This is a genomic window from Metabacillus sp. 22489 (assembly GCF_052044855.1).
GTDB lineage: Bacteria > Bacillota > Bacilli > Bacillales > Bacillaceae > Metabacillus > Metabacillus niabensis.
Genome location: NZ_JBQENT010000035.1, coordinates 1 through 24,136 on the forward strand (window position 1 = coordinate 1; position 24,136 = coordinate 24,136).

The window sequence follows — 24,136 nt, forward strand, 5'->3', positions numbered from 1 at the left end:
ATTAGTGAGTAAATGTGGTGCAAAAGGGAAACCCATTCAGTGGGCCTTTAAGGCCGAGGCCGGAAAGAGAGGCTTTTAGCCGCAGAGCAAACCACCAGTTCTCACTGGTGGTTTTGATTTAATTTTAGAAAAATAGTAAAAAAAGACTAAATGACAGCGGAAACATAGCCGATATTACTAGTATAAATGAAAGAATGTGAGGGAGTAAAATGAATACCAGAATTAAGCCTATTCAAAAGGTGTCTGTACAATTGTTAATAACCTTGATTATTTTAGTCGTTGTTATGACTAGTTCTATTGGATTATTAGGTTATATATTCGCAGAGAATGCGATAGAAAAGGGGACAGCAGCTAGTTTTTTATGGATAATGCTTGGTGTAACAGCTGTTATTACGATTATTTGTTCTGCCATTTTGTATTTCCTTTTAATAAGAAAGGTGAAATCATTAAATGAATTGGTAAAAGCGTCGACACAGATGGCGGAAGGTAACTTGTTGGAAACTCCTTTAAAAGAAGGAACAGATGAAATTGGTTTAATTGCCAAGTCATTTAATCGAATTAATGATGGACTTCGCGGATTTTTTCGTAATCTACTTGAAACTGGACAATTATTGGACAAATCTTCAAATGAATTATCGTCATTGTCTGAGTTAACAAAAGTCACAAGTCAGGAAATTGGCACGGCGTTAAATGAGATTTCCCGAGGTTCGACATCTCAAGCTTCTGATATTGAAGCGACAAGTCATAAAGCAAATGATTTGCAGGAAAGCATAAACAAAATGTCTATGGAAAGTAATGGGATTATTCAGTTAACTGAAGACTGTGCGAAAGCCGTTGAAACAGGAAAGGAAAGTGTAACTGGATTACAAGTATCTAATAAAGAGAATAGTGATATGTTAGAACAAATTAGCATAGGTATTACAACACTTTTTCAAAGTGTTGATCAGATTTCAGGTATCGTTACAACGATTGATAATATATCCAAACAGACTAATTTATTAGCATTAAATGCAAGTATTGAGGCCGCTAGAGCTGGAGAGCATGGAAAAGGATTTGCTGTTGTTGCTGAAGAGGTTCGTAAACTTGCAGAAGAGACAAACCAGGCTACATCACAAATCCAATCAATGATTCAAAACATTGAAAAAGAAACGGAATCAACTGTGCTTATTATGGCTCAAACAACTGAAATCTCCAATGGGTTAAATAAAAGTGTTGTTGATACAGAAAATGAATTCAATCATATTTCAACATCAATTGATAAAATTATTGAGGGAATTTCCAAGCTCAATAAAGAAATTGATAAAGTATCAGCAAATAGTACTGTTATTTTAGATTCAATCCAGAATGTTTCTGCGGTTGCGGAAGAAACGGCTGCATCAACAGAACAAATTACAGCTTCTGTTGATGAACAGGTTCAAACGATTGAAGCAATTAATGAATCCTCTACGACAATTCGAGAAATTAGTGCAAAAATAAATGATATCGTTATTAATATTGCAGAAAAATAAAGCTTTTGAATAATGATATTAAAAAAGGTGAGTCCTAATAGGATTCACCTTTCTCATTTATGCATAACGAATTTGAGCATTTTCACTAATTGCATCTTTATACTCTTTTAATAGTTCATCAAAAATACTGTTCCATGTCTGTGATAATGCATACTTACGTGCTTCCTCAGACATATGCTTTCGAAGGATATGATTAGATAATAGATGAATAATAGCATTTTGAAACTGATTACTATTTTGTGGTTCGCAAAGAATTCCTGTTATGCCATCCTTGATGATATTTTTGACTCCTCCTGAGTTAGCACAGATCGCTGGTGTTCCTGATGCTAATGCTTCTAAAACAACATTACCAAAGGTTTCAGTTGGTGAAGGGAATACAAACAAATCTGAACTAGAATAAATTTCCGCAAGACTTTCACCGCTTAAATAGCCTGCAAATGTCATATTTTCTGGGGCATTCGTCATCATTTCTTCCTTTGACGGCCCATCTCCTACAATGATCCAATGGATATGTTTATTAAGTTCACTAGGAAGATGTAAACTTACATTCATTAATGTTTCGATATCCTTTTCAGGAGCTAAACGTCCGACATAAGTTAAAATAAATTTTTCTTTAATTTGGTATTTGTCTCGGATTTGTTGTTTTGAATAATTAGGGTGAAATAGTGCGCAATCAACACCTCTTCCCCAAATTCGTAAGTTAGCAAAGCCTTTTCGTTTCAATTGATCCAATGTTTCGATAGAAGGTACAAAGATTTTTCTTAATGGTTTATGAAACCAATGCATGTATTTCCATAAAACTTTTGATAAAAATTGTAAATCATAATATTTCAAATATTGATCAAAATCAGTATGATAAGACCCAACAATTGGGATGTTTAGTTTTTTTGCATAATGTAACCCACATAATCCAATGTTAAACGGTGTTGCAACATGAATTAAGTCTGGCTTAAAGCGCTGTAGCTCTGCCTTTACATGAAGCATATTCGGCAATGCTAGCCGACATTCAGGATATAAAAAGAACGGTAAACTTGTAAATCGGTGAATATGACTAGAAAATAGGCTCTCACTTGTACTTTCGGGAGCAAAAACTCTATATTCATACCCGATTTTATCAAGATAATCAGTAAACCGTTTCAGCGTTCTGGCCACCCCATTAACATCCGGAGCAAAAGTATCTGTAAATATAGCTATTCTCATCGTATCCCCCCAGTAACTAAGTGAAAAAAGGTACTAGAAATATGAAGCTTATTTAACAAGACTTTTTAAGCTAGGATTCTACATATTAAGGTTAAATAGCAGCTGTAAATATAAGCTGGTTAAGCATAAAGGAGCTTAATACACCAGATGAACAGCCTAGTAAACAACCGGCTAAAACATCGGAAGGATAGTGCAAGCCTAAATACATTCTTGAGATCCCAACGCTAATGGCTATAGGTAAAAGTATGAAAGAGAGTTCAGGGATAAATAATATAAATGGAATAATAACTGAGAAAATAGCTGTTGTATGTCCCGACGGAAATGAATGGTCCTTTAATGGATTAGCTGGTACCTTCGTTTCCATTAGGGTAATATACGGCCGTTTACGTGGGTACAGCTTTTTTACTAGTGCAACAGGTAGGTGACTAATTAAAAGTGAAATAGCACTTGCAATACCTGTTAATTGAATGAGTCCCTTTGTAAAAAAGATAAGGATAAGACTAGCTGTAATTGTTGCAATAGCACCTCCAAGATGTGTAATATGCCGAAAGTAAAAATTAAGGAACTTCCGGTCATAATGACGATTTACACTTCGAAATAACCTGCATTCGAAATCATACATGTTTGTAAAAAGCTTCGTTTTCATATGAGAAACTCTCCTTTTTAACTCCTTTAGTAATATTGTAAGTGACAAATATAAAGTTAATAATAAGAATTTGTAAATTATTTCATATAATATTTTTCAAAAAATTAATGTTCTCTACACAAACAGGTAATTTTGTTTTAGAAGGACAATTGCATGTAACATTTAAATGCAAATTAGAAGTTGATTCTTAGGAAATCAAAATGAGAAATGTCGTTTGATTTTTTGATATATGATTGAAGTAGTTTATTTCTATGTCAACCTTTAGAAAAAATAAGTGGATTGAAATCATAGGTTTTGAATTTTGACAATTTCAAAACAATTTGGAGTAAGGAGTGGTTAAATCATTCTTGAATGGTACTATATAAGTGGTAAGTACAACGGAAAACATCCCTACTAATGAAAATATGGTAGAAGGGATGTCTTTGTTCCAGTTTTTTACTTTGGCATTTTTTGCGAAAAAAGCGTTGATTTACTCTAAAGATGGTGCTTTGCTGATGGATGGCTGTAAATCTTCTTGGGGATAGTCTTCATAATTAGCTTAATCAACTTAAAAAAACAAAATGGTCATAGAAAATGTAAGAGTGTAGAAAACTTACAGGCTATTATTGGAGCTTGTAGGGCAATGCTGAATTTTTCAGTCTTGCTTCTGTAAGGCATGAAATCTATCTTAAATACTTAGCAGCCTATCTCCTTTAAATAAGCTTGCGCTTTTGTTCAATTTATTCGATATTTTGCAGCGACTTATAATATTGCCCTTTTTCAACGTATTCGTTTCGTATTCGTTCCATATCTTTTTCATCTTCATTCGTTAAGACTCTGATCACCTTTGCTGGTCTACCGAAGGCAAGGGAATGAGGAGGGATTTTTTTTCCTTGTGGGACAAGGCTACCAGCTCCAATAAATGCCCCTTCACCTATTTCTGCACCATCTAAAATAATTGATCCCATCCCAATTAACGCATTTTTTCGAATGATTGAACTATGTAAAATGACCTGATGTCCTATTGTTACATCATCCTCTATTATAAGCGGACGATTAGGGCTTTGATGGAGACAGCATTGGTCTTGAATGTTCACTCGTTTGCCGATAATAGTTGGAGAAACATCCCCACGGATAACTGATTGAAACCAAATGCTTGAATGTTCGCCGATTGTCACATCACCTGTTATCGTTACAAAATCAGCTATAAAGACTGAATCATCTATTTTAGGTGCTTTTCCTTTATAGGGGTATATCAAAAGTATCATCCTTTCTTTAAGAAGAGATATTATAGCCTTTTTATTAGTGGATAAAGCATTGTTTTCTACCATATATTATAACAAAGGTAAAAAGGAGTTACGATTTTAACTCTTCCAAAGTGTACATTTAGCAAAGAGCACCTAGATTTTTAAGGACATGTCCATTTATCCATAAGGAGATTTACTTTTGCTCGTAATGATTAAAGGGAGGCTTTCTTTCATGTGGAAATGGAAAACAGAGGTGGAACAGCCAAAGGGTGTTGTGATCATTGTTCATGGTGCTGCTGAACATCATGGACGTTATAAATGGCTAGCTGAAATGTGGAAATTGTCTGGCTACCATGTTGTTATGGGTGATTTACCTGGACAAGGTACGACGACGCGAAGAAGAGGACATATTCAATCATTTGACGAATATATACTAGAAGTAAATGAATGGGTGAAGGAAGCGACTCAATTTGGATTACCATTATTTTTATTAGGACATAGCATGGGTGGACTTATTTTAGTTCGAGCTCTTCAAGAGAAAAGCCTTAATGCTCAAGCTGTCCTGTTATCATCCCCGTGTTTAGGAGTCTTGTACAGGCCGAACAAGGTTATCGATCTCGCTTCAAAGGGACTAAATATCGTTGCACCTTCTTTTAAGGTTGAATCCCATTTAAGCATTGACTTGGCAACAAGAAATAAAGCTGTCCAGGAAATAGATGAGAATGATTCATTATATGTGACAAAAGTGTCAATTAGATGGTATCGTGAACTAGTTAAAGCAGTGGAAGAAGCTCATAAACAAATCGATAAATTTCAAGATATCCCCCTTTTTATTATGCAAGGTGGAGAAGACAAAATTGTTGATAAAGCAGCTGTAAAGGATTGGTTTAATAAGGTAAACATTCTTGAAAAATCGTATAAAGAATGGAAAGGTTTTTACCATGAAATTTTCAGTGAACCTGAGCGTGAAGCTGTTTTTGAAAGAGCAAGGCAATTTTTCGATGCCCATTGTAAGTAAAAAAGTGGTAAACTTAATGGTGAGAATTTATAAACGAAAACGTACCAATAGTATTTTTAATATCGTTTGAGCGTGAATAATGAAAGTAAGAGGTGACACCCCCTTTGACAGTACCAGAGCATCCTTTAAGATTAATGACGAAAGTATATAAAGAAATTTTCCCAATTGTGCATTTTTATATTCGATATTGGCGTGAGCAGGCGGAAAAGATCCCGAATGAGGAATTAAGAAATCAGGCATTGAGCAGTATTGATAAAAAGGAATTTCACTGTGAAGGCGGCGGCATTCTTGCGATGATTTCAGGAGAATATAAGCAACAATGTATAGAATTTATCGTCGCCTATCAAACAATTAGCGATTATTTAGATAATTTATGTGATAGAAGTACTTCATTAGATCCTGAAGATTTTCGAATGCTGCATCAATCAATGTTAGATGCCTTAACTTGTGGTGCACCGTGTAAAGATTATTATCGTTATAGAGATGACAAGGATGATGGTGGGTATTTACATAAGCTTGTGCAAACCTGTCAAAATGTATTAGCAGATATTAAGCATTATCCAATTATCGCAAAGTATTTGCTTGAATTGTCTAGCTATTATTGTGATTTGCAAGTACATAAACATGTACGTAAGGAAGAACGTGTTCCTCGTTTAGAGAATTGGTTTGAAGCTCATAAAACAAATGTGCCTGAAATGGAATGGTATGAGTTCTCAGCATGTACAGGCTCTACGCTTGGCATTTTTTGTTTAGTTGCATATGCCTTTCAGGATGGGTTTGATGAGAAACATGCGTTACAAATCAAAGAAAGCTATTTTCCATATGTACAAGGTCTTCACATTTTGCTTGATTACTTAATAGATCAGGAAGAAGATAAGCTTGGCGGGGATTTGAATTTTTGTAGTTATTATGCTTCAGAAACAGATATGATGGAAAGACTTGAGTATTTTGTGGAAAAGGCAGACGAGCATCTTACAGGGATTCCGCATGAGAATTTTCATCGTTTAATTAACCGAGGATTATTAGGAGTCTATTTATCAGATGATAAGGTAGCGGAACATAAGGAGCTGCATAAATTAGCCAAAAGACTAATCAAATTAGGTGGGTTAACGTCGTTCTTTTTTTATTTCAATGGAAGAGCGTATAGGACAATCCAAAAGCTTCCATGGAAAAGAAGTTCATAAAAAAGCAGTGGGTTTCGACCACACTGCTTTAGGCATTTCATAAAGATAAAAATCTACAATAATAAAGAGCAAATAGATTAAATTCTTCTTGACTTTGTTTGCTTTTAAGAAAAAAACGTAAGTTAAATTATTTCCTTCGCACTGCTTTGATAGAACTAGGCTTCAAAGGAATTTTTTCTCCTATGACATCACAACCGTTTAACATTTTTCAATTGCAATAATAAATGGTGGATGATTGTTTTTGTTAATAAACTGATACTTCAAGACATGTGCAACACTCGGATCAATTGTTTGAACATAGTTCATTACTTTATCACGCTCTATTTGACCTTCTTTATGACCATGATAAATGACAAGTACAATGAGTCCTTCTGGCTTTAAAATAGCTAATAGTTGTTCAATTGCCTCAATCGTTGTTTCCGCAATGGTAACGACTGCTTTATCTCCTCCAGGTAGATAACCAAGATTAAAAATTGCTCCAGCAATCTCACCATGTTTTTCCTTAGGCACTGTTTGAAAAATATGCTGATGACCTTGATGAAAAAGTGTTACACGGTCTTCGAGGCATTCTACTTTTAACCGTTCATTTGTGTTAGCAATCGCTTCTTCTTGAATATCATATCCATAGACATGTCCTGATTTACCGATTAATTTAGCTAAAAAAACAGTATCATGACCATTTCCAATCGTTGCATCGATTACATAATCACCTTCGTTAACTGAGGCTTCGAGTAACTGTTTGGCAAATGGTAAAATCCGTTGTAATTTCATCTTTTAATAACTCCTTCTTGCTGGTAAAACCTTCCTTGATAGCTATTTCTTTTTATTAACTCAGCATCGATTGAATTTAGCACGTTCCACTTATTTACACTCCACATAGGACCGATCATTAAATCAATTGGACCGTCACCAGTAATACGGTGGACAATCATTTCTGGTGGAAGTATCTCGAGTTGATCACAAACGAGATTCACGTAATCATCTTGTGACAAAAATTGTAATTGACCTTTTTCATATTGTTTTACCATTGGTGTACCTTTTAATAAATGAAGGAGATGAATTTTTATCCCTTGAACATCTAAGTTAGCAACTGCTTTCGCGGTCTCCAGCATCATCTTTTCATTTTCTAAAGGCAATCCATTTATAATATGGGAACAAACATTAATTCCATGTTTACGAAGCTTGTTGACTCCTTCAACATAACAATTGAAATCATGTGCCCGATTGATTAATAATGCAGTTCGCTCATGGACTGTTTGTAAACCGAGCTCAACCCATAAATATGTGCGTTCGTTAAGTTCAGCCAAATATTCTACAACATCATCAGGTAAGCAATCAGGTCTTGTTGCAATTGATAACCCGACAACACCTTCTATGTTTAAAACGGATTCAAATTTTTCTTTTAATACTTCAACTGGAGCATGAGTATTTGTGTACGCTTGGAAATATGCCATGTATTTCCCATCTTTCCATTTTTCGTGCATTTTAGCTTTAATGCTATGAAATTGTGTTACAAGGTCATCTGCTCGATTACCCGCAAAATCCCCTGAACCGGCTACACTGCAAAATGTGCATCCTCCATGTGCTACAGTACCATCACGGTTCGGGCAGTCAAATCCTCCGTCTAAAGCAACCTTAAACACTTTATGGCCAAATGTTTGTCGTAAATGATAATTCCATGTATGATACCGTTTGTTGTCAGATGCAAATCTAAATGGATTTGTCTGTTTCATATGAAAGCTACCTCTCTTTTCTCCGAATGCTCGTTATGCAAACAAATGTGTCCTGTCAAAAAATTTTATCATGATATGTGCTTAATGGACAGTGTTCAACGTAACTTACCAATTATTTTAACTCAAGTTTTTTAACAAACATGCAAACAATAGTAACTGATGAAGCTTATAATGACTTCATACCGTTTGGAGGAGAGACTTAGATGGCAACAAGACAATCTGTTGACGAATATATGCAACGCTGTAATCAAGCACTCGAATATGCACGTGAGCAACAAAAAATCGGTGCAGAACAGGAACATTATAATGAAACTGAATATACTCAAGCTCTACAAGGGCTTGAAAATGCTGTGAATGACATCAATCATTTAGCTTTAAGTGCTAATGATGAGCAGCAAGATCGCATTTACCGGATGAGACTACAATTGCAGCAAGTGCAGAATGAAATGATTTTAAGAAGATATTAGGGGGATGACAGTGAAGAAGCGGTCTAAGCAAAATAATCCTGAGCAGAAAACAAAAAACGGTGTAAATAGCAATGATTTAGAATTAGGCAAAGATTACGATCCTGTTAAGCTTATTAAAAGCAATAATGCAAAGAAGGGTCAGCCGATAAAATCGAAACAGCGAGATGAAACGAAGTAAATTTAAGGTAGGGCTAGATCATTTGATTTGGCCCTTTTCTAAGTAGTTATACATAATCGAACAAAGAACTGTAATTAGATGGCTATAATAGCAAGGAACCCCACAACATGAGGTTCCTTGTTAATCATCAAACTATTGCTTTTGATTCTGTAGCTGGCGTTCACCTAAAGCGATCAAGCGCTTTGTCATTTCTCCACCAACAGAACCATTTGCACGAGCGGTCGTATCGGCACCTAGTTCAACTCCTAATTCGTTTGCAATTTCCTCTTTTAAGGAAGCTAGAGCATTTTCTGCACCTGGCACTAATAGTTTATTTCTAGCCATTGTACAACACCCCTTTTATTGAATATAGGAAGGTACCTTATGAGCACCGATTTAATGCTCAAGATTATGATTCCCAGCTACAGCTTTTTTACACGCTTTTCCTTATATATAAAGGTAAGAGCTGTTTATTAGCGGAAATTTGTGAATTGGGGCTATTTCTTTTCTGATTTTAATATAAGCTATGTTGGAACGGATACATAAGACTCCTGCATGGTTACGTGTGCTAGCAACAAATAAAAGTGCATACCAGTTTTACAAAAAATGTGGGTTTATTAAATAGGGAAGGCATATCAAGGAATCTTATCTGACAGTAAATTTGTCGACCATATCTTAATGTATGTTCTTGTAGATTAACGGGTAAAAGCAGGCAGAAAAGTCGGTAAATTCCCATTATTACAACATTCCTTAATAGGTGTAATATTCATTGCAAATAGGGTGAAAAGGGGCTAAAATTCTCTGAGGAACAGAAGGAAACACTAGGTAATTGTGTCTATTTTTATTTGAAAATAGCATGCTTTTTTTGTTCAATGAAAGCTATAAAATTCGTAGAAAACTAGTTTTATAGCTGTAAATTTATTTGTTAGGAGGATGAAGATGCCACGATCTCTTTGGTTACTTGTAATTGGAATGCTAATAAATGTAATGGGTTCGTCTTTTTTATGGCCTTTAAATACCATTTATATTCACGACCACTTAGGGAAAACGTTAACTGTTGCAGGAGTTGTTTTAATGCTAAATGCAGCGGCAACAGTAATAGGAAATTTAGTTGGTGGTGTTTTATTCGATAAGATAGGTGGTTATAAAACAATTCTTATTGGAATAATCATTACATTAGTTTCTGTCACATTACTTATGTTCTTCCATGGTTGGCCAATCTATGTTTATTTACTTATTTTGATCGGCTTTGGTTCAGGGATTGTTTTTCCGGCGACATATGCGTTAGCAGGAACCGTATGGCCAGAAGGTGGAAGAAAACCGTTTAACGCGATTTATGTAGCACAAAATATTGGTGTTGCAGCAGGTGCCTCACTTGGTGGAATTGTTGCTTCATTCTCATTCACATATATTTTCATAGCAAATGCGGCGTTATATGCAATCTTTTTCTTTATTGCTATTTTTGGTTACCGAAATATAGATGATACAAATGTAAGTCAGACATCAATCCTTGAGGAAAATCGAAAAGGGAATAATGGACCGAGATTTCAAGCGCTTGTTATTCTATGTATTGGTTACTTATTATGCTGGGTTGGATATGTACAATGGTCAACAACGATTTCTTCACATACTCAAAGTTTAGATATTTCGTTAAGTCAATATAGCTTATTATGGACAGTCAACGGTGTTTTAATTGTATGTGCACAGCCATTAATATCATTATTTGTTAAATATTTTGCTAAAACGTTAAAGAAACAAATGATTGTAGGGTTTGTTGTTTTTATTATTTCTTATATAGTTGCAGCGAATGCTGAGCAATTTGCTGGTTTTCTCGTTGCGATGGTGATCTTAACCTTTGGAGAAATGTTAATATGGCCAGCCGTCCCAACGATTGCTGATAGCCTTGCCTCAAAGGGAAGACAAGGATTTTACCAAGGCTTCGTTAACAGTACAGCTACTGGTGGAAGAATGATCGGCCCGCTACTAGGCGGACTCATCGTAGACCATTACAACATGAACCTTCTCTTCCTCATCATCATCAGCCTACTATTCATCGGAATCTTCACAACCTATATTTATGACAAAAAGCTCGTTACTGGGGACAGTCCCCAAAAAGAGGCTCTTCAATAATTATTAGGTGAAAGCAATGATGATTGGGGACAGTCCCCAATCATCACTTAAACCTGCCTGTTCAAGGGTTTGAGCGATGAACTTTGGTAGAGATTAGTGATTGGGGGACAGTCCCCCAATAAGTGGTTTATCGATAATAATCGACTCAGTTCAACGAAATGGGGACTGTCCCCCATTTTACATACTTGCATATCATGACAAATTTATATAAAATAAGGTTTAATAAATGTATACGAGATGAACGGAGAGAAGGAATAGTAGGTAGCATTTGATCGTTCAGAGAGTTGACGGCTGGTGTGAGTCAATCGATTGTTGCTATTGAACTCGCCTTTGAGTTACAAATGTGAAAGCCAAATTAGGGTCCTGTAATATTTGTCGTTAATCCACGTTACGGATGTCAAAGTGGGCATACAGTCTATGCCAAAGTTGGGTGGTACCACGGGAACTAAACCTCTCGTCCCTGTTTGGGATGGGGGGTTTTTCATTTTTTTCATATATCTATGAATAAGTACAGTCATTTGGTCCATACTTTGATCCGTTCAAACGGTTAATACTATAAAATCACGATACATATTGGAAGTTTAGAGAAGGAGGATGCAAAATGAGCTTCGATCATCAACAGATTGAAAAGAAATGGCAAAATTATTGGTTACAAAATAAAACATTTAAAACTACTGAGGATACAGATAAGCCGAAATTTTATGCGCTAGATATGTTTCCATATCCATCAGGTGCAGGATTACATGTTGGTCATCCTGAAGGCTACACTGCAACTGACATCCTTTCAAGAATGAAGCGGATGCAGGGCTATAATGTACTTCACCCAATGGGTTGGGATGCTTTCGGTTTACCTGCTGAGCAATATGCACTTGATACAGGGAATGACCCTGCAGAATTTACAAAACATAATATTGATAACTTTAGAAGACAAATCCAATCGTTAGGATTTTCCTATGACTGGGATCGTGAAGTAAATACGACAGATCCTGAATATTACAAATGGACACAATGGATTTTCCTTCAATTATATAAAAAAGGCTTGGCATATGTAGATGAAGTTCCTGTAAACTGGTGCCCTGCACTAGGTACAGTATTAGCAAATGAAGAAGTTATCGATGGGAAAAGTGAACGTGGTGGTCATCCTGTAGAACGACGTCCGATGAAGCAATGGATGTTAAAAATTACAGCCTATGCAGACAGACTGCTTGAGGATTTAGAAGAAGTTGATTGGCCAGAAAGCATTAAAGATATGCAACGCAACTGGATTGGTCGTTCTGAAGGAGCGCATGTCCACTTCCAAATCGATGGTCACGAGGAGACTTTTACAGTTTTTACTACACGTCCTGATACTTTATTCGGTGCAACATACGCTGTATTAGCTCCTGAGCATGCATATGTAGAGGAAATTACAACAGCAGAGCAAAAAGCAGCTGTTGATGCGTATATTGATCAAATTAAACATAAAAGTGACTTAGAGCGTACTGAGCTTTCAAAAGAAAAAACAGGTGTATTTACTGGAGCATATGCAATAAATCCAGTTAATGGTGAAAAAATGCCAATTTGGATTGCAGATTATGTTCTAGCAACATATGGAACAGGGGCAATTATGGCCGTTCCTGCTCACGATGAACGTGACTTTGAATTTGCGCAAAAATTTAATCTACCAATTAAAGAAGTAGTTAGTGGCGGAGACATTTCAAAAGAAGCTTACACTGGTGATGGTGAGCATGTAAACTCTGATTTCTTAAATGGGCTAGGCAAGCAGGAAGCTATTGAAAAAATGATTACATGGCTTGAGGAAAATAAAAAGGGTGAAAAGAAAGTAACTTATCGTCTCCGCGATTGGTTGTTCAGCCGTCAACGCTATTGGGGTGAACCAATCCCAATTATTCATTGGGAAGATGGTACTATGTCAGCCGTTCCTGAAGAGGAGCTTCCGCTCGTATTGCCGAAGACAAAGGAAATTAAACCATCAGGTACAGGTGAATCACCACTTGCGATTATTGACGACTTTGTTAATGTCGTTGACCCTGAAACAGGGAAAAAAGGTCGCCGCGAGACAAATACAATGCCGCAATGGGCAGGTAGCTGCTGGTATTACTTACGTTATATTGACCCGAAAAACAGTGAAGCATTAGCGGATGATGAGAAATTAAAGCAATGGTTACCTGTTGATATTTATATTGGTGGAGCAGAGCATGCTGTTCTTCACCTGCTTTATGCACGTTTCTGGCATAAGTTTTTATATGATATTGGCGTAGTACCAACGAAAGAACCATTCCAAAAATTATTTAACCAAGGAATGATTCTTGGAGAAAATAATGAAAAAATGAGTAAATCAAAAGGAAACGTTGTTAACCCTGACGAAATTGTTGAATCACATGGTGCTGATACACTTCGACTTTATGAAATGTTTATGGGCCCATTAGATGCTTCTATCGCTTGGTCTACAACTGGACTTGATGGAGCAAGACGCTTTTTAGATCGAATTTGGCGTTTATTTATTGAGGATAATGGTGAATTAAGTCCAAAAGTAGTTGATCAAAAAAGTGATCAATTAGAACGTGTTTACCATCAAACAGTTAAAAAGGTAACGGAAGATTATGAAGGCTTACGTTTTAATACAGCTATTTCACAACTGATGGTGTTTATAAATGAAGCATATAAAGCAACAGTTTTACCGAAGGAATTTGTTGAAGGCTTTGTAAAATTATTATCACCGATTGCACCTCATTTGTCCGAGGAATTATGGAATAAGCTTGGTCACGAAACAACAATTTCATACGAAGCATGGCCTACTTATGACGAAACAAAGCTTGTCGAAAATGAAGTGGAAATCGTTGTTCAAGTAAATGGAAAAGTCCGTGCAAAGCTTAATGTTGCAAAGGATATTACGAAAGAGCAACTAGAAAATGTTGCCCTTGAGGATGAGCGCGTTAAGGAACAAATCGAAGGTAAAACCATTCGTAAGGTTATTGCTGTCCCTGGAAAGCTTGTTAATATTGTAGCTAATTAAGGGAAATTTGAAAATCGCCTCGGCCTATACTGAGGCGATTTTTTTGTAACAGACAGATTGCCCCATGATTGGCATCTAGTTATGTGAGTTTGTTATAATGCAAATATAAGTTGATTTTTAAAATGAGAGGATGTCTATGATGTTTGAAATAAAGGAAATATCACCAGAAGAAGTTCAAGAGAAATTAGAAAATGGAGAAAAGCTAGAATTAATAGATGTTCGTGAAGACGATGAAGTAGAAGCAGGAATGATTCCACAGGCGAAGCATATTCGAATGAACGATATTCCAGATAAACTAGATGAACTAGATAAGGACAAAGAAACGATTTTTATTTGCCGTTCAGGTGGTAGAAGTGCAAACGTATGTGCATATTTGCATGACAAAGGTTTTAACGTTGTAAATATGACAGGTGGAATGCTTTCATACACAGGGGAAACGAAACCGAAAAGCGAGATATAAACAAGGATTTTAATTTATTTTAAAAAGGGTGGCTTAAAATTAAAGGTTCAGCCCCATCAGACACAATATATAGACTAAAGACGAGGTTAGTTTACTATATACTGGTGTTTGTTGGAGGGGGCAGACATTTTTGAGTCATCCTCTTTTTTGTTTTTTTAATACTAAGAGAGCATAGCTTGGCATATGTAGTACACCTCAATAATAAACTAGTCAAAAAGAGGTGAATACTAAATGTTACAAGTAGCAGTATTTGATGAAGAACACGAAAAGGATTTAGAGGAAGAAATGAACGCCTTCTTAGCAGAATTAGATGATATACAAGTTAAGGACATTAGATACAGTGTTACGTTAACAATTGATGAAGATGGTGAGCAAATATATTGCTATTCTGCGCTAGTTTTATACCAAATATAAAAAGGATTTATATGAAAGATAATCTATTTATCGAAATTGTAGAAGGAGGGTTAAATTACTCTCCTTATTTTATTTGGAAAATCCTAATTTTTACAACTAGAAAAAATGAGATTTGTCTTTCAAAAGGTTGATGGAATCCTTAAAAGAACATAGATGTGAAGCATCTATCCTGAAAAAGTTACATAAGGCGCATTTTGATAAATTTAATAACAGCTTTATTCGACAAACAATGACAAAAACCTAGAAAGTCTAACAAAAGGATATGCGCTGTCTTCATATGATGGTGTATATTTTTTTTTATTGAATTTGATTAAATTTTACTATTTTTATCAAGAAGGAATGCCTGAACAAAATCTTGAAATTAAAGCGTTTTTGAAAGCAGTTAAATAGATATTTTAGTATTTTATGATTGAGTTAAATAAAATGAACTTTTTCAGTTAAGTACAGAAAAAATAGAAAAATACAAAAAAAGATATGTTTTCTAAGGAATTGTGAATTCTCATCAATAGAAGCAGTAGCGTAATATAGGATTTAACAGGGAGTTAAATGAAAAGTATGAAATGTCAAGTAATTTGCTCAAAGGGAGATGTTTTTGGGAGAAGTAGTTATTTTGCATGTATATGTAAGGGGTTGCATAATAACTATTTCGATAGAAAAGTAGAGTAAAAGGGGGAGTGTAGGATGAAAAGAATTTCGAAGATTGCCTTCAGCGTTTTTCTATGTTCTGCTCTAGCGTTAGCTGGTTGTAACAACAATGCTGAAACTGTTGAAAAAACTGATGATGGTAAGGTTGTATTAAAAGCACTTATTACGAAACACCCTTTAACACAGGAGCTTGATAAAATGGAGTGGCTCCAAGAGGCGGAAGAAAGAGCCGGTGTAGAAATTAAATGGGAAGAGGTTACAGCGGATTGGGACCAAAAAAAGGGAACAATGCTAGCTGCTGGGGATGTGCCTGATTTAATTGTCGGTCCCAATGCAATTACGGATGCTGACTTTGTGAAATTTACAGGGCTATTCCATGATATGACGGAATTAATAGATGAGCATGCGCCGAATGTTAAAAAGATGTTTGAGGAGAAACCAGAATTAAAAGCGCTTTCAACACAAAAGGATGGAGAGATTTTTGGTTTACCGAAATATCAACGTTTCTGGCCGGAAACTTCAACTAGACAATTTATTAATAAACAATGGTTAGATAATCTTGGATTAGAGATGCCAACAAATTGGGATGAATTATATGATGTGCTTGTAGCGTTTAAAGAAGAGGATGCAAATGGGAATGGCGATCCAAATGATGAAATTCCGATGGACTTTTCTCCAACGGGTACATTAGGATTTGGTCAATTCCAACCTACCGTATTACTTGGGAGCCTTGGAATTACATTAACAGACGCTAGTGGTGATGGTGTATTTTTAGAGGATGGTAAGGTGAAAAACTTCCTCATTGATGAGCGATATAAAGAGGTTGTTTCTTTCTTAAATAAATGTTGGGAAGCAGGTTTAATAAATAAAGAAGTGTTTACTCAAGACTATACAAAATATCAATCAGTGGCCCGTGGGGATGGAGAAACAGCTAAAGTCGGTTATACATATGGCTGGGAAGTGACGGATCGATTTGGTAATACATTAGCACCACAATATGAATCAATGGCACCGTTAAAGGCTTCTGCTGACTCAACAGAAGAGATATCCTGGAGCTATGATTATAATATGCTCAACTACGGAGTGAATTTTATTCAAATGTCCTCGACAAGTAAAAATAAAGAAGCAGCAATGAAATTTATTAATGAACTCTATGACCCGACAGTAAGTATGCAAGTTTTATTTGGTTCATTAGGAACGAATATAGCTGAAAATGAAGATGGTTCTTATTCTGTCTTGCCTCCACAGGATGAAAGCATGGACCCAGGTACTTGGAAGTGGACGACAACATGGGCGGATAATGGACCAATGTATATTTCAGATTCACTAAATTTAACACTTGGCACTGATATGCAATCTGTAGGGGAGCAAACGAAGCCATTAGAGGTTGCATTTAATTCAATCGATAAGGAAAAGGATGTCCTACCTCGTATGTTCTTTAAATATACCGATGAGGATAATAATGCTCTTAGCTTAACAAATACAGAAGTAATGAATTTAGCAATGGCTAAATATTCTGAGTGGATTACAAAAGGTGGTATTGAAGAGCAATGGGATGGTTATGTGGAGGAGCTCAAGAAAATTGGGATTGAAAAAAATACTGAGATTATTCAAAAATATTACGATGAATATATGAAGAATAAGTAATTTAACCGTGAGGATGTTGAATAGGAGATAAGCCCCTCTAAACAATGGCTTTTTGAGTCTGGAGGGGTGTTCTCCTTCCTTCATCGTTTATGAAAGGAGATAATCCTAAATGGCCTTGTTAAACTCTCAAACAAATAAAGCAAATCATGCTCCGAGCATGACAATTGAAAAAAAGCCGACAATTTTTAATACATTTAAACGGGATTATCAATTATGGCTAATGATTCTTCCAGCGATAATCATCGTGATTATTTTTAACTATATTCCTATGTATGGTGTTCAATTAGCCTTTAGAGAATATGACTTTACAAAAGGATTAACTGGGGGAGAATGGGTAGGATTAAAATATTTCCAGCAATTCATTGAAAGTCATATGTTTACGGATTTGTTAAGAAATACGCTTTTTATTAGCTTGAGTACAATTATTTTCGGATTTCCTGCTCCGATTATTTTAGCATTACTGATTAATCAAATTAAATGGAGGAAGGGAAAACGGATTCTACAAACAACAGTGTATTTGCCGCATTTTATTTCAATCGTTGTTGTTGTTGGATTATTAAATGTTTTACTTTCTCCGAATACCGGGATTATTGGTCATTTATTGAATGCGCTTGGATTTAAGGATTTGAATTTATTAGCATCACCATCTACTTTTGTTCCAGTTTATGTCTTATCAGATATATGGCAGCATGTCGGCTGGAACAGTATTATTTATTTAGCTGCACTATCAAGTGTTGATCCGCAGTTATATGATTCTGCGAAGATAGATGGAGCGAATAGATGGCAAATTATTCGTAATGTAGAAATACCGGCGATCATCCCAACGATTATTATCCTACTTATCCTTAATATGGGATCTATTATAAGCACAGGATTTGAGAAAATCTTTTTATTGCAAAATCCGTTGAATTTACCGGTTTCAGAGGTTATTGAAACATACGTGTACAAAATCGGGATTATTTCAAATCAATTCAGTTATGCAGCAGCAATTGGATTATTTAATACCGTCATCAATTTCATTCTGTTAATAACGATGAATTACATTGCTAAAAGATTTTCAAATATTAGCTTATGGTAGTAAACCTTTAGGATAGTAAGGAGGGATAGTATGGCGCTCTTAACGAAAAAAGGAAAAAATATGTCGGAACTGTTTTTTGATATTTTTATTTATATTGTTTGTGGACTTGTTTTTTTAGTCATTGCGTATCCATTGTATTTTGTTGTCATCGCTTCAATTAGTGATTCAACATTAGTATCGACAGGAAAGGTACTGCTTTTTCCTAAAGGGATCAGTTTCTTTGGCTATCAAGAAATCTTCCAGGATACTAGGATTTGGAATGGCTATAAAAACACAATGATTTATTCATTGCTTGGTACATTAGTAAATCTTTTACTAACATTGCCAGCAGCATATGTGTTATCAAGACAAGAATTCAGAGCTAGAAGGATATTAATGTTTTTCTTCGTTTTTACGATGTTCTTTAATGGTGGGTTGATCCCTACATATCTACTAATGAAAGATTTACAAATCATTGACACAATGTGGGTATTTATTGTTCCATTCTCGGTTAATGTTTTCAATCTCATTATTACAAGAACCTTTTTTGAAAGTAATATACCAAAGGAAATGTATGAAGCAGCGTCTATTGATGGATGTAGTCATTTTACCTTCTTCTTAAAAATTGTTCTTCCATTGTCAAAGGCGGTTGTATCTGTTATTGGACTCTACTATTTAGTTTGGCATTGGAATGACTTTTTTACAGGATTAATTTATGTTAGAGATTATAGTTTACAGCCTTTGCAAATTGTTTTGAGGGATATCCTGCTGTCGAATCAAGTGTTTGCTGAAGGGGCTGGAAGTGGTGGCTCTGCTGGTGGATATGCACAGCGATATGCGGATCAAATTAAATATGGTGTTATTATCGTTTCGACATTACCGATTTTAATCGTATACCCATTTATTCAAAAGTACTTTGAAAAAGGGGTAATGATTGGCTCTGTAAAAGGTTGAATGAATAAAGAAAAGCTATTGGTCAAAAGGTCGGTAGCTTTTCAGTGATTTCAAGGGAATTTCGATTGTTTGGAGGCGGAAATGAGTGAAAAACATAAGTGAATGGTATATCCGTTTTGGTGAGTGGAGTTTAAAATTATTTCTGTTAAACCTTCTATGGCTATTATTTTCGATTGCTGGACTATTTGTGTTCGGTTTGTTTCCAGCAACTGTTGCACTGTTTGCTGTCATACGAAAACTCACTATGGATTCAAGGGAAATCTCTATTTTTAAGCTTTTTCTCCACACGTTCAAAAATGAATTTTTAAAAGCAAATCTCTTAGGATATATTTGGGCAGCTATCGGGCTTATTTTATTTTTAGATTTACGAGTTCTCCAACAATTACAAACAACGATTTTCCATCAATCGTTAACAATTATTTTGTACGTAATTATATTTGTTTTCCTGTTGCTCTCATTATATCTATTACCAATCTTCGTTCATTTTCAATTAAAGAAAAGAGAGTATATTAAGTATGCTTTTGTATTAGCGGTCGGTCGTCCAATACAATCGATATTAATGATAGTAGCCTTTTTGGTCACCCTTTATCTCATGTGGAGCTTCCCGGGAATCATTCCTGTTTTTGGTGCAAGCTTATTAGCCCTTGTTCTTATGAAGATGGCGTCGATTTCTTTTCCAAAATTGAATTCTTCAGAGATAGAGGTAAATCAGTAGAGGGAAAGCAAAAGCTAAAATCGAAACTGCTCTGAATAATATTTAAAAGGATTTTTCTTATCATGTGAATTTTACCTTCAAATTGGAAAGTCTTTTTTAATAGCCTGTTAAGCTAAATTAAGGATTATTTGTGTAGCTACTAAAAAGAAAAGGGGTTTGTTATCCAAATCCCTTTTGTTCAAATTTAATGTGTTAAAGTTTATTCCGAAGAGTTAATGGAATTTTTGTAAGGATATGCTCAGGAATTCCTCCATCTGCTTTAACTTGTATTTCTCTCCCACTAACTAAAATATTAAGATATTCCCAGTAGGCTATAAAAAAGTTTTCAGAGGAGTCGTATAGAAATTCCATCCATCCTTCAGCGACGACTATATTTTGCCTGTTCAGTACTTTAATTCCTGAAAAATTTTCAACAGTTCCATCTAAATATTGTTCGTCATGTCCCTCTATACAGCTGTTAGTCCAATCAAAGAACAATGCTTTATCCTGTATGCCATAGTATGTTAAATCATCGATAAGCTGATGTTGGACAACAGCTCTTAACCTTGGGCCCATCTTATCAGAATGACCGCAATCGAGATAAGTGTTCTTCAACTATTATTCCCCTTCTTACGCTTAATTTGTCTTTGAATAGAGTGCCGCATTCATGCCAGCGAGTCTCCCGGTTACGAGTGCAGAAGTGATGTTGTACCCTCCTGTATATCCGTGAATATCTAAAATTTCTCCACAGAAATACAAGCCTTGTTTAAATTTAGATGCCATTTCCCGAGGGTGAATTTCTTTTATCGATACTCCTCCACCTGTTACGAACGCTTTTTCTAATGGTAAGGTTCCATGAACTTGAAATTGAAATTGTTTACAATCCTTTATAAAGCCACGGAGCTTCTCGTTTGAAAGATTATCATATGTAATTTGCGGATCGATTTCGTTTTTTTCTAATAAAAACAATAAGTACCGTTCGGGAAGAAGACCTTTTAACACATTTTTTATCGCCTTTTTTGCATCTGTCTTTAAATTTCTGACAACTTCTTGAAAGAGCTGCTCCTCATTTTTACTAGGAAGTGCGTCAATGCTAACGGTAATTGCATTTGTTTTAAATTTTTTCATCGCTTTAACGACATATTGGCTACATCTTAAAACTGCTGGACCTGATATCCCAAAATGAGTAAAGATCATATCCATTTGATGAGTAATGATTGGTTTTCCTTTTGGATTTAACACACTAAGGGCTACATCTCTTAATGATAAACCTTGAAGAGTTTTATTTTGAATAAACGGTTCATTCGATGTGATAGGTACCTCTGTAGGAAACAATTCAGTAATCGTATGTCCTGCTTTTTCAGCCCATGGGTATCCATCTCCTGTACTCCCTGTATGTGGAACGCTTTTACCGCCAACTGCTAAAACAACTGCTTTTGTTTCAATCGATTCTCCGCTCTTTAATATGACGGTTGTTACTTTTGTATCATCATACATAATATCTTTAACTGGCTCATTCGTTCGGACTTCTACTTTCAATCTTTTAAGTTCATTCAATAAAGCATCGACAACAGATTGTGCTTTGTCTGTTACCGGGAACATTCGACCATGGTCTTCTTCTTTTAGTTCGATCCCTAGCTTTTCAAAAAATGTAATGATATCTTCATTGCTAAATTCAGAAAAGGCACTATATAAAAACCTTCCATTCCCTGGAATGTGTTTAATGATTTCATCAACTGGTAATCGATTAGTAACGTTGCAACGACCCCCACCAGATATTGCGAGCTTTCTCCCAAGCTTATTCCCTTTATCGACTAATAATACGCGAGCACCTTGTTCGCCAGCAGCAATTGCCGCCATTAAACCTGATGGTCCACCACCAATGACTAAAACATCATAGTTCAAAATATGTTCACAACCTTTATTATTCTAGAGTCTATCCTATTATAGCTGAAACCTATAAAATAAAAAAACGTATTATAAGTTTGGGACAATGAAACAAAAATATGTATAAACAGAAGTAGTAGAGCTATTAGATAAAAAAGGATAATTTTATCAGTCTAAATCGACAGAATCCGCAGTAGGGAGTATAAAGTTGCAGGAATCGACAATATCCGCTACTTTTTAGAAAAATCAGGTATAGATACTTATGGTATAAGCATAAGATTGTGGTAAAATAGAAAAGTTGAATCTTCATAGAGAAGAATGGTGAATAAGAAACATGTCGAATAATTTATTAAGAGGTACATTTGTTTTAACCTTAGGTACATATCTCTCAAGAATTTTAGGGATGATTTACCTCATTCCATTTGCGGCAATGGTTGGAACAGATGGTGGAACTCTCTTTCAAACCGGGTATGCCCAATATACAATTTTTTTAAGTATAGCGACAGCAGGCTTTCCGGCTGCAGTCTCGAAATTTGTTTCAAAATATAATGCGATTGGTGACTATAAAACAAGCAGGAAAATGTTTAAAGCAGGGATAATGGTCATGTTTGTAACAGGACTGATTGCTTTTATCCTCTTATATGTTCTTGCGCCAACCCTCGCTCATAGCGCCCTAGCAGAGAAAGAAATTAGTAATATTACTGTTGATGATGCGGTTTTAGTTATCCGGATGGTCAGCTTAGCTCTTATCGTTGTCCCGCTAATGAGTTTGATTCGTGGATTTTTCCAAGGTCATGGTTCAATGGGGCCAACAGCTGTTTCTCAAGTAATTGAGCAGCTTGTAAGGATAGTCTTTTTACTTGTTGCTACGTATATTGTGTTAAATGTCTTTAATGGAGGCTTAGTTTTAGCTGTTGGATACGCAACATTTGCTGCGTTTGTTGGAGCGATTGGTGGATTGTTAATTTTGTTTGTTTATTGGGTAAAGCGAAAGCATACGTTATTGGCAATGCAGGAAAACCGAGTGGCTTCTCGGAATATTCCGCTTGGGAAAATGTTTAGAGAAGTTTTTACGTATGCAGGTCCTTTTGTATTTGTAGGCTTGGCAATCCCAATTTATAACTATATTGATACGAATACGTTTAACCGAGCAATGATTGATGCGGGATATAAGGATATAACAGTAGAAATGTTTTCGGTATTATTGCTCTATGTACCGAAATTGGTAATGATTCCAGTGTCATTAGCAACAGCATTTGGATTGACATTGATTCCTTCTGTGACGGAATCTTTTACAAAAAATAATCGTGAATTATTGCATAAACAAATTGATCAAACGTTACAAATCATAATGCTAGTTACTTTACCAGCAGTTATAGGATTATCTGTTTTAGCTGGACCGGCTTATAGCATTTTTTATCATGGAGTATCTGAAGAAATTGGGAAAGAAATATTAATGTGGTATTCACCAGTTGCATTGTTATTCTCCTTGTTTACAGTGAATGCTGCGATATTACAAGGAATTAATAAGCAAAAACTTGCTGTCATTAGCCTTGTCCTTGGAATTATTGTTAAGCTTGCTCTTAACTCAACACTAATTCAAATGTATCAAGGTGTTGGCTCGATATTAGCAACGGCTGCAGGCTACTTATTATCATTAATTTACGGATTTGCAATGATTAAAAAACATACTGGCTATTCGTTTAAACTGCTAATAAAAAGATCAGTGCTAATGGTTATGATGTGTATTTTTATGGGGTTAGTCCTATCTGTTGTCCAATCTATTTTAGCGATTTTTGTTCAATATCAAGATGGATTGGTACAATCAGCAATCGTTGCTGGAATAGCGATTGTTATAGGAGGAGCATCATATCTATATTTAGCATACCGTACACATTTATTAGAAAAGGTGTTGGGAAACCGTCTCAATCGCTTTTTACCAAAATCACGTGCGAAGGGCTAAGTAACTTACATCTAGGAAACAATAGCATTACAATAAACGAAGGGGCTGTCTTACATTTAGGGTCAGTCCCCACCTAATACTGTGGTGGGGGAGTGCTCAGAAAAGACAGCCTCTTTCAAAACCTTCTTTA

General features: G+C 35.6%; 22 protein-coding genes and 1 other annotated feature. Of the genes, 14 read left to right on the forward strand and 8 right to left on the reverse strand.

Annotated elements, in window-relative coordinates:
- The first annotated feature begins 209 nt into the window (after window positions 1-209).
- Window positions 210-1,508, forward strand: coding sequence for a methyl-accepting chemotaxis protein (locus tag ACTJJ9_RS18100; protein WP_145581741.1), 1,299 nt, complete (start codon window positions 210-212; stop codon window positions 1,506-1,508).
- A 57-nt stretch (window positions 1,509-1,565) separates the two neighbouring features.
- Here ACTJJ9_RS18100 and ACTJJ9_RS18105 read toward each other — a convergent pair whose 3' ends face one another.
- The 3 genes from ACTJJ9_RS18105 to ACTJJ9_RS18115 form a co-directional block, all read right to left on the reverse strand.
- Entirely contained in the window at window positions 1,566-2,708 is a 1,143-nt protein-coding gene (locus tag ACTJJ9_RS18105) for a glycosyltransferase family 4 protein (protein ID WP_440768793.1), read from the reverse strand.
- 91 nt (window positions 2,709-2,799) lie between these two features.
- Window positions 2,800-3,354, reverse strand: coding sequence for a phosphatase PAP2 family protein (locus tag ACTJJ9_RS18110; protein ID WP_145581739.1), 555 nt, complete (start codon window positions 3,352-3,354; stop codon window positions 2,800-2,802).
- A gap of 719 nt (window positions 3,355-4,073) precedes the next feature.
- Window positions 4,074-4,592: a gamma carbonic anhydrase gene (locus ACTJJ9_RS18115; protein ID WP_145581738.1), complete on the reverse strand. Its 519-nt coding sequence runs from the start codon at window positions 4,590-4,592 to the stop codon at window positions 4,074-4,076.
- A gap of 220 nt (window positions 4,593-4,812) precedes the next feature.
- On the opposite strand from ACTJJ9_RS18115, the gene ACTJJ9_RS18120 reads away from it, so the two are divergent.
- Complete coding sequence (locus ACTJJ9_RS18120) at window positions 4,813-5,598, forward strand: alpha/beta hydrolase (protein WP_095301700.1); 786 nt, start codon at window positions 4,813-4,815, stop codon at window positions 5,596-5,598.
- Between the two features lie 104 nt (window positions 5,599-5,702).
- Window positions 5,703-6,782 carry a tetraprenyl-beta-curcumene synthase family protein gene (locus ACTJJ9_RS18125; RefSeq protein WP_095301699.1) on the forward strand — a complete coding sequence of 360 codons (1,080 nt, stop codon included), beginning with the start codon at window positions 5,703-5,705 and terminating at the stop codon, window positions 6,780-6,782.
- Window positions 6,783-6,980: 198 nt separating this feature from the next.
- Here ACTJJ9_RS18125 and ACTJJ9_RS18130 read toward each other — a convergent pair whose 3' ends face one another.
- Complete coding sequence (locus ACTJJ9_RS18130) at window positions 6,981-7,553, reverse strand: class I SAM-dependent methyltransferase (RefSeq protein ID WP_440768794.1); 573 nt, start codon at window positions 7,551-7,553, stop codon at window positions 6,981-6,983.
- Window positions 7,550-8,515, reverse strand: coding sequence for a TIGR01212 family radical SAM protein (locus ACTJJ9_RS18135; protein ID WP_095301697.1), 966 nt, complete (start codon window positions 8,513-8,515; stop codon window positions 7,550-7,552). Before ACTJJ9_RS18135 ends, ACTJJ9_RS18130 begins: the two co-directional genes overlap by 4 nt.
- A 203-nt stretch (window positions 8,516-8,718) precedes the next feature.
- Here ACTJJ9_RS18135 and ACTJJ9_RS18140 point away from each other — a divergent pair, with 203 nt between their 5' ends.
- Both ACTJJ9_RS18140 and ACTJJ9_RS18145 read left to right on the forward strand, forming a co-directional pair.
- A complete protein-coding gene (locus tag ACTJJ9_RS18140; RefSeq protein WP_095301696.1) occupies window positions 8,719-8,982 on the forward strand; it encodes a YtzC family protein in 264 nt (87 codons plus the stop codon).
- Window positions 8,983-8,992: 10 nt separating this feature from the next.
- Window positions 8,993-9,160 carry a glycogen biosynthesis protein GlgD gene (locus tag ACTJJ9_RS18145; RefSeq protein ID WP_174880756.1) on the forward strand — a complete coding sequence of 56 codons (168 nt, stop codon included), beginning with the start codon at window positions 8,993-8,995 and terminating at the stop codon, window positions 9,158-9,160.
- Window positions 9,161-9,292: 132 nt separating this feature from the next.
- Here the strand turns inward: ACTJJ9_RS18145 and ACTJJ9_RS18150 are convergent, their stop codons facing one another.
- A complete protein-coding gene (locus tag ACTJJ9_RS18150; protein ID WP_095301694.1) occupies window positions 9,293-9,484 on the reverse strand; it encodes an alpha/beta-type small acid-soluble spore protein in 192 nt (63 codons plus the stop codon).
- A gap of 594 nt (window positions 9,485-10,078) precedes the next feature.
- Here ACTJJ9_RS18150 and ACTJJ9_RS18155 point away from each other — a divergent pair.
- The 8 genes from ACTJJ9_RS18155 to ACTJJ9_RS18190 all read left to right on the forward strand — a co-directional run bounded on the left by ACTJJ9_RS18155 (window position 10,079) and on the right by ACTJJ9_RS18190 (window position 20,177).
- Window positions 10,079-11,269, forward strand: coding sequence for an MDR family MFS transporter (locus ACTJJ9_RS18155; protein ID WP_440768795.1), 1,191 nt, complete (start codon window positions 10,079-10,081; stop codon window positions 11,267-11,269).
- 235 nt (window positions 11,270-11,504) lie between these two features.
- Window positions 11,505-11,734 (forward strand) — a binding site (T-box leader).
- A 136-nt stretch (window positions 11,735-11,870) separates the two neighbouring features.
- A complete protein-coding gene (leuS, locus tag ACTJJ9_RS18160) occupies window positions 11,871-14,285 on the forward strand; it encodes a leucine--tRNA ligase (protein WP_145581732.1) in 2,415 nt (804 codons plus the stop codon).
- A 139-nt stretch (window positions 14,286-14,424) separates the two neighbouring features.
- Window positions 14,425-14,745, forward strand: a complete 321-nt coding sequence (locus ACTJJ9_RS18165; protein ID WP_095301691.1) for a rhodanese-like domain-containing protein — start codon at window positions 14,425-14,427, stop codon at window positions 14,743-14,745.
- A 231-nt stretch (window positions 14,746-14,976) separates the two neighbouring features.
- Window positions 14,977-15,159 carry a sporulation protein Cse60 gene (locus tag ACTJJ9_RS18170; protein WP_145581731.1) on the forward strand — a complete coding sequence of 61 codons (183 nt, stop codon included), beginning with the start codon at window positions 14,977-14,979 and terminating at the stop codon, window positions 15,157-15,159.
- A gap of 681 nt (window positions 15,160-15,840) precedes the next feature.
- Window positions 15,841-17,451: an extracellular solute-binding protein gene (locus ACTJJ9_RS18175; protein WP_145581730.1), complete on the forward strand. Its 1,611-nt coding sequence runs from the start codon at window positions 15,841-15,843 to the stop codon at window positions 17,449-17,451.
- A gap of 157 nt (window positions 17,452-17,608) precedes the next feature.
- Window positions 17,609-18,529, forward strand: a complete 921-nt coding sequence (locus tag ACTJJ9_RS18180) for an ABC transporter permease subunit (protein ID WP_145581775.1) — start codon at window positions 17,609-17,611, stop codon at window positions 18,527-18,529.
- Window positions 18,530-18,559: 30 nt separating this feature from the next.
- The gene (locus ACTJJ9_RS18185) at window positions 18,560-19,462 is read left to right on the forward strand and encodes a carbohydrate ABC transporter permease (RefSeq protein ID WP_095301688.1); all 903 of its coding nucleotides are present in this window, start codon (window positions 18,560-18,562) and stop codon (window positions 19,460-19,462) included.
- A gap of 85 nt (window positions 19,463-19,547) precedes the next feature.
- Window positions 19,548-20,177: a YesL family protein gene (locus ACTJJ9_RS18190; RefSeq protein ID WP_145581729.1), complete on the forward strand. Its 630-nt coding sequence runs from the start codon at window positions 19,548-19,550 to the stop codon at window positions 20,175-20,177.
- 192 nt (window positions 20,178-20,369) lie between these two features.
- Here the strand turns inward: ACTJJ9_RS18190 and ACTJJ9_RS18195 are convergent, their stop codons facing one another.
- Complete coding sequence (locus tag ACTJJ9_RS18195; RefSeq protein WP_145581728.1) at window positions 20,370-20,771, reverse strand: hypothetical protein; 402 nt, start codon at window positions 20,769-20,771, stop codon at window positions 20,370-20,372.
- A 21-nt stretch (window positions 20,772-20,792) separates the two neighbouring features.
- Complete coding sequence (locus ACTJJ9_RS18200) at window positions 20,793-22,061, reverse strand: NAD(P)/FAD-dependent oxidoreductase (RefSeq protein WP_145581727.1); 1,269 nt, start codon at window positions 22,059-22,061, stop codon at window positions 20,793-20,795.
- Between the two features lie 316 nt (window positions 22,062-22,377).
- Here ACTJJ9_RS18200 and ACTJJ9_RS18205 point away from each other — a divergent pair, with 316 nt between their 5' ends.
- Complete coding sequence (locus ACTJJ9_RS18205; protein ID WP_145581726.1) at window positions 22,378-24,006, forward strand: polysaccharide biosynthesis protein; 1,629 nt, start codon at window positions 22,378-22,380, stop codon at window positions 24,004-24,006.
- Window positions 24,007-24,136 lie beyond the last annotated feature (130 nt).